This is a genomic window from Streptomyces sp. NPDC059255, from assembly GCF_042752355.1.
Lineage (GTDB): Bacteria > Actinomycetota > Actinomycetes > Streptomycetales > Streptomycetaceae > Streptomyces.
Map to the genome: position 1 here is coordinate 399007 of NZ_JBHYZP010000001.1, position 11764 is coordinate 410770.

Sequence of the window (11764 nt, forward strand, 5' to 3'; positions counted from 1 at the left end):
ATCGGTCACTATGGACCCATGCACCAACCGGAGGGACGTGATGACTCTCAGCCTTGAGCGCTACACGGAGCGCCACCCGCACACCGTGGACGCGGTGACGGTGCTCGCGCTGTTCGGCTGCACGGTCCTCGGCTCCGTGATCGCGACGCCCGACAGTGGCCGGCCGCCCCAGGAGTGGCCCGTCCAGATCCTGGCCGCCGTCGTCTCCTGCGTCGCTGTCGTGAAGGGGCGCAGTCATCCGCGCACCGGGGTCGTGGTGACCGCGACCGGTGCCGCGCTCATGGGCGCGGGAGGATATCTGCTCAGCCCGCTGCTGCTGGCACCGGTCATGGTCGCGCTGTACTGGCTGGCCACGCTCACCGATGCGAGGACCACACGCGTCTACGGCTGCACGACCATGGCCGTCGTCGTGGCCACGGCGCTGATCGCCAACCCCACCAGCCATTCGTTCCTGCTCAGGACCGTAGGCCCCTTCCTGTGGCTGATGCTGCCCCTCACCTTCGGCGGCCAGTCCCGCCTGCGGCGCGCCTACACGGAGTCCGTGCACGCCCGCGCCGCCCACGCCGAGCGCACCCGCGAGGAGGAGGCACGGCTGCGCGTGGCCGAGGAACGCCTGCGGATCGCCCGCGAACTCCACGATGTCGTCGCCCACCACATGGCCGTGGCCAACGCGCAGGCCGGCACCGCCGCCCACCTGGCGCGCAGCCACCCCGAGCAGGCACAGCGGATCCTCGCCGACCTGACGTCCACCACCTCCTCCGCGCTGCTCGAACTCCGCGCCACCGTGGGCGTGCTGCGCCAGGCCGGCGACCCGGACGCGGACTCCCTGGAGCCGGCACCCGGCCTGTACCGGCTCCCCGAACTGATCTCCACCTGCCGATCCGCCGGTCTCGCCCTCACCGTCACCACCGAAGGCGAGCCCCGGCCGCTGACGCCGGGCGTGGACCTCACGGCGTACCGGATCATTCAGGAAGCCCTCACCAACGTCACCCGACACGCGGCCGGCCGAGCGGCCCGCGTACAGCTCGCCTACCGTGACTCCCGCCTGCTCATCACCGTCACCAACGACGGGCCCGTCACCACCGCTCCCACAGATCCCACCGCTCCCACAGATCCCACAGCTCCCACCGTTCCCACGGCCCGCGGTGGCGGCTTCGGTCTCATGGGCATGCGTGAGCGCGCCCACTCCGTCGGCGGCGAACTGCGGGCCGGGCCCCGTGCCGCGGGCGGTTACGAAGTCGCCACCGCGCTCCCGATCCATCCCCAGGCCTTGGAAGAGCGCCGGGAAGACCCTTCCGGAGAAGAGGCAACCGCGTGACCGTCCGTGTCCTGCTCGCCGACGACCAGGCCCTGCTGCGGGGCACGTTCCGGCTCCTGATCGACTCCTGCGACGACCTGGAGGTGGTCGGGGAGGCCGCCAACGGCAACGAGGCCGTGGCGCTGGCGCGCACCCACCACCCCGATGTCGTCCTCATGGACATCCGCATGCCCGGCTCGGACGGCCTCGCCGCCACCGCCGTCATCTGTGCCGACCCCGAGCTGGCGGGCACCCGTGTCCTGATCCTCACCATGTTCGAGACCGACGAGTACGTGGCAAAAGCACTGCGGGTCGGTGCCTCCGGCTTCCTCGGCAAGCACGTCACCACCGACACCCTGCTGGCGGGCATCCGTACGGTCGCCTCCGGCGAGGCACTCCTGTCCCCCGGGGCCACCCGCGCCCTGATCACCCGCTTCCTCGCCACCCCCGCGCCGGACGACCTCATGGCACCACCGGAGCGCCTGAACGAGCTCACACCGCGGGAACGGGAAGTCACCGTGCTCACCGCGCAGGGCAAGTCCAACGTGGAGATCGCCGCGGACCTCTTCATCAGCGTGCTGACGGTACGCACGCACATCCAGCGCGCCCTGACCAAACTCGGCGCCCGTGACCGCGCCCAGCTCGTCGTCATCGCCTATCAAGCCGGGCTGGTGCGGACCTCACCCACCGTCCGCTGACTCTCACGACATCCGGCACCGCCGCACGGAGGCGCTGGGTGAGGGGCACCCCCTACTCCTCCCGCTGGAGAGCCGCCAGGACGATCTGCCGGGCCACCGGGTTCGTCGACGTGCCCTTGGCGTCCGTGGCGTTGACCGAGTACACCAGGGTGCGGCTCAGGTCGCGGGTCGCGGCGATCGCGGTGCTGTAGCCGTAGCGGGCGCCCGACTTGACCCAGTAGACCGTGCCGTCGTACTCGAAGCGTTCCAGTCCCGCGCCCATCGTCGCGCCTTTGATGTCCGCCGGGACCGTGAACATCTCCGCCAGTTGCGGCTCGGGGACGATCCGGCCCCGGAACAGCGTGACGATCAGGCGTTCCAGGTCCGCCGTCGTGGAGATCATGTCTCCCGCCGCCCGGCGGTCGGCCTGGTTCCAGTCGGTGACGTCCACGAACTCCGTCGTGCCGTCCGCGCGCCGCACCGCCTGGTAGCCGTGGTTGTGCGGCCCGTGGATACGAGGATTCGTGCCGGGGAAGTACGTGTCCCGCATCCCGGCGGGGCGCAGGACGCGGCTGGTGGCCTCCGAGGCGTACGAGTGTCCCGTCACCTTCTCGATCAGCAGGCCGAGGATCGTGTAGTTGATGTTGAGGTAGTTCTGCTGGGTCCCCGGGCAGAACTCCGGGCCCTTCGCCACCGCCGATGCCACGACGTCCTGGGGCGTCAGCGTGTCGAAGCGGTGCGCGTACGCGTCCTCGAAGGAGTCCCCGAAGCCGTCACCGGCCTGTATGCCACTGGTGTGGTTCAGTAACTGCCGTACGGTGACGGGCTTGAAAGACCGGTTCAGCAGGTCCGGGAGATAGCGCTGTACCGGCTCGTCCAGGTCGACCCTCCCCTCCGCCGCGAGGTGCAGGACGACCGCCGCCGTCACCACCTTCGTCGTCGAGCCGGCCCGGAACCGCGCGTCCGCGTCCGCGTTCCGGCCGCTCACCAGGTCGTGCACACCCGTGCTGCCGCGCCACGTGCCCTCGGTGCCGCCGACCCGGACGAGAGCGGCGGTCGCGTCCGCGTCCGGCAGTCCGGCGATCGCGGCGGCCAGGGCCCGGCCGTCCGGGCCTGTTGCCGTGCCGGACAAAGTCGCCGGCACGGCTGAGGGGGAAGCGGGTACGGATGCCGAAGCCGGTACGGACAACGGGCCGGTCGCCAGGGCGAGGACGACAACGGAGGTGAGGACAGAAGCGCGGGCACGCATCGGCTGCTCCAGCGGGCTGAGGGGATGTCGCTGATCATTCTGTGGCGGTACGACACCTCTGCGGACCGTCGGCGAGGAGGGCGTCACCCCTGATGCGGCCCGGATCAATTTCCCTGCGCAGCAACCGAGCTGTAGGGGTTCGCCCCTACGGGCGACGGCCCGGGACCAGCGGCTCACCAAAACCGGCGCAGTGGGGGCCCGCCCCGGTAGCCCGGTCTGCGGCCGCTGTGCGATGCCGGGCCCCGGCCGGGCTGGCGTCACGCCTCCTGGGCCTCGGCGGTCAGACGGCGGAGCTGGGCGGCGAGTGTCTCCGGCGGCAGCGCGGCGCTCAGCGAGCACCGGCGGTTCACCACGACCGTGGGCACCTCCATGATGCCCATCCGCAGGGCCAGTTGCTGATCCCGGACCACCTCGTCGGCGAACTCGTCGCCGGAGAGGACCTCCCGCACCCGCCCGCCGTCGAGACCGGCCCTCTCGGCCGTCCCGGCGAGCGCGTCGTGGTCGGCGACCGGTAACCCCTCGGTCCAGTAGGCGGTGTAGAAGCGCTGCGCGACCTCGGTCTGCCGGCCCTCCGTCCCTGCCAGGTGGATCAGCCGGTGGGCGTCGGCGGTGTTTCCCGGCCGGGCCCGGTCGGCATGGAAGGGCAGGCCGTCCGCGGTGGCGATGGCCTCGATCCTGTTCATGGCCGCGCGCCCGGCCTCGCGGCTGCCGTTGAAGCGGGCGAGGTAGTCGTACAGATCGCCGGTGGGGCGCTCCTCGGCGGGCCGCGGGTCCAGTTCGAAGCTCCGCCAGCGCAGCCGGAAGAGGCCGGGGTCCGGCTGCCGGGCGACCGCGTCGGCCACGCGGCGGGTGCCGTAGTAGCAGTGCGCGCAGACGAAGTCGGACCACAGGTCGAGGTCGATCGTCCGGGCGCCGGACGGGGCGATGCTGACGTGTCGGGAGCTCATGGGCCGACGGTAGCCCTCATGGCTAACTATTCGAAGGCGCCTACCTGGAGGTAAGCTCAGTCCATGCTGAACAGCTCTCAGCTCACGGGCGGCACGCCGCGAGACCCGTGTGACGCGTTCAACAGCGACTGTCCCGGCCGGGAAATCCTCAACCATCTCACCAGCCGCTGGGGCCTGTTGGTCCTCGTGGCGCTCCAGGGCGGCCCCCTGCGCTTCTACGAACTGCGCACCCTCGTGGACGGCATCAGCGACAAGATGCTGGCGCAGGCCCTGCGCACCCTCGTACGGGACGGACTGCTCTCGCGCGAGGTGCTGCCCAGTGTGCCGCCGAGTGTGCGCTACGAACTGACGCCGCTGGGGCGGGGCGCGGCCGAGCCGCTGCAGGCGACGCTCGCCTGGGTGCGGCAGAACGCGCCCACCGTGCTCGCCGCGCAGAAGGACCACGACCACCGCACCGTCGCCGGCCCATGAGGTGGCCGCCCCGGCCGGGCGCGGGCGGACCCGATGAGGCCGGTGGCCGGAATTGGCGTGTGCATCACATTTCTCGTGTCGCACCTCTTGTCGCCCCGGCCCCAGCTTTGTAGCTTGACGCAGGCGCTTGTGGAAGCGCTTTCTACGCCCTGCGAACCGATGAGGTGAGCGGAATGCCCAAGTCGGGCCGGAGCCGGTTGGTGATTTCTGCGGGTGTGCTGCTGATGGCGCTTCTCGTGCCACCGGCCTTCGCACAGGACGACGCGCCGATCGACGACCCCTTGCCGGACCCCGCCGTCTCCCGGCACGGTCTGGTGCTCAAGGAGTTCGCGACCCTCCCGAAGTCGGAGTCGGTCCCGCCTCCCACGGACGACCGGCTGAAACGCTGGGCCCGGATCAACTACCTCGGTGAAGTGCCCGACGGCTCCAAGCGGTTGTACGTCCCCGATCTCAACGGCAAGCTCTATCTGCTGGACCGCGACGGCACTCCGCGCGAGTACCTCGACGTGGGGGCGGCGGCGGGCCCCGACTTCTGGTCGCACCGGGGGCTGGGCAGCGGGTTCGGCTTCGTCGCCTTCCATCCGCGCTTCGCGCAGAACGGCAAGTTCTACACCGTTCACACCGAGGCACGCGACGCGCTCACCGACAAGCCGGTGGATCTGCCGGCGCCCGCCACCACGCGCGTGCACTCCGTGATCACCGAGTGGACCGCGGACGACCCCGCGGCCGGTACGTTCAGCGGGACCCGGCGCGAGGTGATGCGCCTGGGGTTCCAGGACGTCTACCACGACATCCAGGAGATCGGCTTCGATCCGAACGCCCGCCCCGGGCAGCGGGACTTCGGCCTCCTCCATGTCGCCGTCGGTGACGGCGGGGCGGGCGCGGGAGGCACGGTTCCCCAGGATCTGACCGCGCCGCAGGGCAAGATTCTCAGGATCGACCCCCTGGGCCACGACGGGCCGGGCGGAAAGTACGGCATCCCGCCCTCGAACCCCTTCGTCGGGCAGCCCGGCAGGCTCGGCGAGATCTACGCGTACGGGCTGCGCGACCCCCATCGCTTCAGCTGGGACACCGGCGGCCGCCACCAGATGTTCGTCGGGAACATCGGCGAACACCGGGTCGAGTCCGTCTACGAGGTCAGGGCGGGCGACAACTTCGGCTGGAGCGACCGCGAGGGGCCCTTCACCTACCGTAAGGCCGACAATCCCACCTGCGGGGTCTTCCCCCTCCCGGCCGACGACGCCAAGAACGGCTACACCTATCCGGTCGCGGCCTTCGACCACAACCCTCCGGCGGACAGGCCCTGCGCCGACAGCGGGAACGCGCTCATCGGCGGATTCGTCTACCGCGGAGGGCGGATCCCCGAACTGCGCGGCAAGTACATCTTCTCCGAGGGGGTGAGCGGGCGCGTCTTCTACTCCGAGGTGCGCGAGATGCGCCGCGGCGGACCGCTCGCCCGCGTCCACCAGCTCCAGCTCTTCGACACCCAGGGCGCGGTGACCTCGATGCGGACGCTGGCCGGCGACGAGCGGGTCGACCTCCGCTTCGGTACGGACCGTGCGGGTGAGCTCTACGTGCTCTCGAAGGCCAACGGCAAGATCTGGAAGGTGTCCGATGCGCGGTAACGGCGGTCTGCGCGCCGTGGGCGCGCTGGCGATGGCCGTCGGGTTGCTGGGCGCCGCACTCGCCCCCGCGCAGCAGGCGACCGCGGCCTCCGCCCCCGTACCGGCGAGCCTCCGGTCGAACCTCGTCGCGTACTACGACTTCGCCCATCCCGTACGCGGGAATCCGGAGTGGGAACTCGACCGCGGCGGGTCCGGCACCGACATCCGACTCGTCAACGGCGGCACACGGATGCGCGTGTGGGACCGCGCCCGCGGCCCCGTCCTGCGGACCGCACAGATCTCGCCCGCCACCGCGGGCAACGACGACTGGAAGGCCGGGGTCTACGACCCGGGCGGCGTCGCCTCGCTGGGCGCGTTCAACGGCGTGCGCGAGACCACCGTCATGGGCTGGTTCAAGATGACCGGCGAGAACCCGGGCCTCAACTCGAACTCCGCCGATCCCACCGACCGTTACGGTGCGGTCGGACTGGCCGGCGTCCTCTCCGGCACCTCCCAGGGCCACGATGTGCGCGCCCTCCTCGAACTCATCACGGTGGACGGCGAGATGAAGGTGGTCGCGCTCGGCCGCCGCCTCGACGGCGGAAACTCGGCGACCTTCGCCGCCGACGCCGACTGGACGACGCTGCTGCCGCGGGGGGAGTGGGTGTTCCTCGCGGCCACCTTCGACTACGACGACGGCACGATGGCGCTCTACCGCAACGGCCGCCCGCTGCCCGGCTTCTACACCACCACCGGCGACCCCTGGTCCGTCGAGGGCGAACCGGAGCCCGACACCACATCCCCCACCGACCCGCGCGGCATCAAGATCGGCGGCAGCTATCCGCAGAACACCAGGGAGGGCAACTCCTGCGACTGCCGCATGGACGACCTGATGTTCCTCGACCGTGCCCTGACCCCGGGCGAAATCCTGGCCCAGTACCGGCGGACCAGGTAAGGGGTGCGTCTACCGTCGCCGTCGGCGCGAGGGGCCACGGCTCCGTGGGGCCGAGTGGGGTCCACGGAGCCGGGGACGGGTGGTCGTGGTGGCTCGTAGCGGCTCGTCAGCAGATGTTCTGCTGGCTGTTGACGAGCCTGTTGTTGCGGAACGTGGTGTTGACGCCGCAGGGGTTCTCCGTGATAAGTGAGTTGGCGCTGATGGAGCCCGAACCCCGGACCACGACCCGTTCCTTCGCGGTGCGGCCCGCCGTGAGGCTGCCGATCGCTGCCTGCACCGCGGCGCGCATGTCGGTCCCGGTGTACACGACGGTGCTGCCGCGCCGGGCGTTCCAGGTGTCGCCGCTGAGCACGGCCTCCGCCTGGTAGGAGCCGCCGCCGCACGCCGCCGCACGCCGCCGCGCGGCGGGGAGCCGGATCGGCGGCCGGATCCGCCATCGCGCTCGGGGGAGCCGCCGGTACGGTGACGCCGGTGAGCAGGACGGCGGCGCAGGCGGACAGGGCGACGCCCCGCCTCCCGATTCCTGTTGCGGCCGCGCGGGCACGGCGGGCTGCGGCTCTGCGTATTCCCATGTCGTCGTCTGCGGACCAGAAGTTGATCGATTAAGTGGATGGGCCGGCCGAGAGGGCGGGCAGCGTGCCGTGCCGGGCTCGTCCAGGACTTCGGTGAGGCTACGGTGACCCGTCGGTGCCGAGGGCCGACTCGACCTCCGCGCGCGGAAAGGCGGTGCGCTTGCTCTCCGTGAGCAGACGGTGGTGGAACTCGTCCAGGACGACCGCCGCCCGCGCGCACCGGTCGAGGACCGTGGCGATCCCGGTCGGTACCGCGGCAGCGCGCCGGCCCGCGATCCAGTCACGCAGGAACGCGCCGTGCGTCCTGCCGCCCCGCACGCCGGGCGGAAGATGATGGCGGAGCAGGTGGGCCCCGGTGTACGCCCGGTCGTACGAGAGGTGGTCGGCGAGGAACCGGGCCTCGATCCCGGAGAGTTCGAAGCGGGAACTCAGAGCCAGCCCGAAATCGGCGAAGTAGAGCGATCGGCCGTCGGTCAGCACGTTGGCGAAATGGGCGTCGAAATGCACGAGGCCCCGAGCGCTCATGAACGCGGCGCCGCGCAGGAGGGCGTCCGCCACCCAGGCGTACGGCGCGTCCGGGACGTCCCGCGGAACGGTGTCGCGGTGGCCGTCCAGCCATGCGGCGAGTGTGTGCGGTACGAATTCCAGGAAGAGCGTCAGACTGGAGGTGGACCGGCCGATCGCCTCCAGACGGGCCCGTACGGCAGCCGAGTTCTCCCAGTGCGCGACCGACCCGTCGACGCCCCCGAACTCGTCGACGAACCCCTCCGGAGGGGAGTCCGGCAGGACCCGCCAGTGGTACATGAGTGGAAAACCCTCGTACGCCCGCGCGAGAACCCACCGCGTGGTCATGGTGTGCACGGCCAGCTCACGCCATGCGCCGAACCCGGCCGAGCCCACCCCGTACTGGTAGAACACCGGCAGCCCGAACACGTTCGCCGTCGACCGGGCGTGCGCCGACGACAGCTCGGTCTCCGTCAAGGGGATCCGCTTGACGAAGACCCGCCGGCCTCCGACGTCCAGCTCGGCCGACCTGCCGCCGATGCCGGTACCGAGCGGGGTCGCGGCCGCCACGAGCCGGCCGAGGCGCTGGTCGCTCAGCGGGGACAGGCGCGCCGCCACGGCCTCGTGGGCGGACAGGCGGTCGTCGTACGGGGTGCCCGGCCGGGCCACGTCAGGGCGTTCCGGCCGGGCCGCGCGGACTCAGCGGATGGCTGAAGCCCTGCTCCGAGATCAGCCGGGCGACCTCGGTCAGATCGGCGGCGAACCGTTCGATCGCCTCGTACGGAAAACGCTGGCTCGGGCCGCTCAGGGAGAGCGAGGCGATGACGGCGCCCGACCGTCCGGTGACCGGTACGGCCACGGCGGTCAGCCCGTCGTCCCACTCCCCGCTGCTCACCGCGTACCCGCGGCGCCGTGCCTCCTGGGCCGCCGTGCGCAGCCGTTCCATGGCGGGCTCGCCGTCCGGCGAGGCGAGCGCGATTCGCCGCAGCAGTGCGTCCGGCGCGTCGCCGAGCAGGATCTTCGAGGACGCGCCGGCCCACAGCGGCTGTTCGTCGCCCACGTCGATCACATGGCGCAGCGGGTGCGGGCTCTCCTCGTGCGCGACGCACACCCGGCGCAGATCGTGCGCGACGAAGACATTGACCGTCTCCCGGGTCCGGTCCGCGAGTTCGCGCATCAGAGCGCGGGTCCCGCGAGTGACCTCCCACTGGCGGCGCGCGAGATGCGCCCATCGCCACAGCCCGGGGCCCGCGGTGTAGCCGCCCTCGGCGGACCACAGCAGCCCGCTCTGTTCCAGTGTGTGGACCAGGCGCAGCACCGTCGTCTTCGGCAGTCCGGTGGCCTCGGTGATCTCCCGGAGCGAGACGACCGGCCGGTCCTCCGTCAGGAGGGTGAGGATGTCCAGGGCCCGCCGGACGCTGCGTACCCCGCCGCCGGTGTCCCGTTCGCCGGTATCCCGTTCACCGGCGTCCTGTTCGCCGTCGGACCGCCCGGTCCCGTCGTCCACCGCCCACCGCCTCCCGCTCCTGCCCGCTCCTGTCGTACGCGCCCCACGCACCCTATCCCCGCGGCGGTGCGGCCCGGTCCCGGTGCGGGCGCGACCCTTGCCGGTGCCCTTTCCGCGCCCTAGTCTCTCCGCTCAGCGGACCATTTGGTCCGTGGAGTGGACCAACGGAGGTTGTTGTGCGCAAGTCCATCGCCACCGTCTCGCTGAGCGGCTCGCTCGGCGAGAAGCTCGCCGCCGCCGCGCGTGCGGGCTTCGACGGCGTCGAGATCTTCGAGAACGACCTGCTCGCCTCGCCGCTCGCGCCGGAAGAGGTACGGGACCGCGCGGCGGACCTGGGCCTGACCATCGACCTGTACCAGCCGATGCGCGACGTCGAGGCCGTCCCCGCGGAGCTGTTCGCGCACAACCTGCGCCGCGCCGAGCTGAAGTTCGACGTCATGCGCCGGCTCGGCGCGGACACGCTGCTGGTCTGCTCCAGCGTCTCCCCGCACGCCGAGGACGACGACGCCCTCGCCGCCGCCCAGCTCCACGCCCTCGCCGAGCGCGCGCGGGAGGCCGGTGTCCGGATCGCGTACGAGGCGCTGGCCTGGGGGCGCCATGTCTCGACGTACGACCACGCCTGGCGGATCGTGGCGGCGGCCGGGCACCCCGCGCTCGGCGTCTGCCTCGACAGCTTCCACATCCTGTCCCGGGGCTCGGACCCGCGGGGCATCGCGGACATCCCCGGCGAGAAGATCTTCTTCCTCCAGCTCGCCGACGCCCCGCTGATGGCGATGGACGTGCTCCAGTGGAGTCGGCACTACCGCTGCTTCCCGGGGCAGGGCGGCTTCGATGTCGCCGGACTGGTCCGCCAGGCGGTCCACGCCGGATACGAGGGTCCGCTCTCCCTGGAGGTCTTCAATGATGTCTTCCGGCAGGCGGAGGCGGGACCCACGGCCGTGGACGCGCTGCGGTCGCTGATCGCGCTGGAGGACTCCGCCGGGCTCGCCGGGCTGCCCGGCCCCGTCGTGCCCTCCGGTTTCGCCTTCGCCGAGCTGGCCACCCCCGACCCCGGACCCGTCGGGGAACTGCTGGGCGCCCTCGGTTTCGCCCGTACCGGGAAGCACGCCACGAAGCCGGTGGAGCTGTGGGCCCAGGGCGAGGCGCGGGTCCTGCTCAACACCGCGGCGGGCGGCCGGCGCGCGTCCACCGCGCTCGCCGCGATCGGCCTGGAGACGCCCGACCCCGGCCGCGCCGTCCGGCGCGCCGAGGCGCTTCTCGCACCGGTCCTGCCGCGCCGCCGGGCCGCCGCCGACGTACCGCTGGACGCGGTCGCGGCCCCCGACGGCACCGAACTCTTCTTCTGCGCCACCGGCCGCGCCGGACTGCCCGACTGGACCGGCGACTTCCCCGCCGTGCCCGCCCGGGGCCCGGCGCGGTCCACCGGGATCCGCCGCGTCGACCACGTCGCGCTCACTCAGCCGTGGCACCAGTACGACGAGGCGGTCCTGTTCCACCGCACCGTGCTCGGTCTGCGCCCGCACGACAGCGTCGACATCGCCGACCCGTACGGTCTCTTCCGCAGCCGTGCCCTGACCGGCGGCGCGGGGGAGCCGCGGCTCGTGCTCAACCTCGCCCCCCTGCCGACCGGTGACACGGGACGCGCGCAGCACCTCGCCCTCGCCACGGAGGACATCGCCGCCACGGCCCGGCTGGTACGGGAGCGCGGCGTGGCGCTGCTGGACTTCTCGGCCAGCTACGCCAACTATTACGACGACCTCGACGCCCGCTTCGCGTTCGCCCCCGGCGAGCTGGACACGTACCGCGAACTGGGCATCCTCTACGACCGTGACGAACGGGGCGGGGAGTTCCGCCACTTCTACACGGCGTCGATCGGCCGGATCTTCTTCGAGGTGGTCCAGCGCACCGGCGGCTACCAGGGGTACGGCGCGGCCAACGCCGCTGTCCGGCTGGCGGCGCAGCGCGCCGCGGACCACTGAGC

At 71.9% G+C, this 11764-nt stretch carries 11 protein-coding genes; 6 read left to right on the forward strand and 5 right to left on the reverse strand.

What is annotated here, in order from left to right; genetic code table 11:
- Positions 1 to 40: 40 nt before the first annotated feature.
- Complete coding sequence (locus ACFXKG_RS01720) at positions 41 to 1318, forward strand: sensor histidine kinase (RefSeq protein WP_384830610.1); 1278 nt, start codon at positions 41 to 43, stop codon at positions 1316 to 1318.
- The gene (locus tag ACFXKG_RS01725) at positions 1315 to 1995 is read left to right on the forward strand and encodes a response regulator (protein ID WP_384830614.1); all 681 of its coding nucleotides are present in this window, start codon (positions 1315 to 1317) and stop codon (positions 1993 to 1995) included. The genes ACFXKG_RS01720 and ACFXKG_RS01725 overlap by 4 nt, the downstream gene beginning before the upstream one ends.
- Positions 1996 to 2047: 52 nt before the next feature.
- On the opposite strand, the gene ACFXKG_RS01730 is transcribed toward ACFXKG_RS01725, so the two are convergent.
- Positions 2048 to 3223, reverse strand: coding sequence for a serine hydrolase domain-containing protein (locus tag ACFXKG_RS01730; protein WP_384830616.1), 1176 nt, complete (start codon positions 3221 to 3223; stop codon positions 2048 to 2050).
- A gap of 257 nt (positions 3224 to 3480) precedes the next feature.
- Positions 3481 to 4170 carry a DsbA family oxidoreductase gene (locus ACFXKG_RS01735; protein WP_384830619.1) on the reverse strand — a complete coding sequence of 230 codons (690 nt, stop codon included), beginning with the start codon at positions 4168 to 4170 and terminating at the stop codon, positions 3481 to 3483.
- Between the two features lie 63 nt (positions 4171 to 4233).
- On the opposite strand from ACFXKG_RS01735, the gene ACFXKG_RS01740 reads away from it, so the two are divergent.
- The 3 genes from ACFXKG_RS01740 (at position 4234) to ACFXKG_RS01750 (ending at position 7200) form a co-directional block, all read left to right on the forward strand.
- Positions 4234 to 4641 carry a winged helix-turn-helix transcriptional regulator gene (locus ACFXKG_RS01740; protein WP_384830622.1) on the forward strand — a complete coding sequence of 136 codons (408 nt, stop codon included), beginning with the start codon at positions 4234 to 4236 and terminating at the stop codon, positions 4639 to 4641.
- 200 nt (positions 4642 to 4841) lie between these two features.
- Positions 4842 to 6266 carry a PQQ-dependent sugar dehydrogenase gene (locus tag ACFXKG_RS01745; protein ID WP_384830625.1) on the forward strand — a complete coding sequence of 475 codons (1425 nt, stop codon included), beginning with the start codon at positions 4842 to 4844 and terminating at the stop codon, positions 6264 to 6266.
- Positions 6256 to 7200: a LamG-like jellyroll fold domain-containing protein gene (locus ACFXKG_RS01750; protein WP_384830628.1), complete on the forward strand. Its 945-nt coding sequence runs from the start codon at positions 6256 to 6258 to the stop codon at positions 7198 to 7200. Before ACFXKG_RS01745 ends, ACFXKG_RS01750 begins: the two co-directional genes overlap by 11 nt.
- 106 nt (positions 7201 to 7306) lie before the next feature.
- On the opposite strand, the gene ACFXKG_RS01755 is transcribed toward ACFXKG_RS01750, so the two are convergent.
- From ACFXKG_RS01755 to ACFXKG_RS01765, 3 genes are all read right to left on the reverse strand, one after another.
- Positions 7307 to 7552, reverse strand: a complete 246-nt coding sequence (locus ACFXKG_RS01755) for a hypothetical protein (protein ID WP_384830631.1) — start codon at positions 7550 to 7552, stop codon at positions 7307 to 7309.
- Between the two features lie 319 nt (positions 7553 to 7871).
- Entirely contained in the window at positions 7872 to 8945 is a 1074-nt protein-coding gene (locus tag ACFXKG_RS01760) for a protein kinase family protein (RefSeq protein WP_384830634.1), read from the reverse strand.
- A 1-nt stretch (position 8946) separates the two neighbouring features.
- Positions 8947 to 9783: an IclR family transcriptional regulator gene (locus ACFXKG_RS01765; RefSeq protein ID WP_384830637.1), complete on the reverse strand. Its 837-nt coding sequence runs from the start codon at positions 9781 to 9783 to the stop codon at positions 8947 to 8949.
- A 176-nt stretch (positions 9784 to 9959) separates the two neighbouring features.
- Between ACFXKG_RS01765 and ACFXKG_RS01770 the strand changes: the two genes are divergently transcribed.
- On the forward strand, positions 9960 to 11762 hold the full coding sequence (locus ACFXKG_RS01770; protein ID WP_384830639.1) for a bifunctional sugar phosphate isomerase/epimerase/4-hydroxyphenylpyruvate dioxygenase family protein: 1803 nt from the start codon (positions 9960 to 9962) through the stop codon (positions 11760 to 11762).
- Positions 11763 to 11764: the final 2 nt, after the last annotated feature.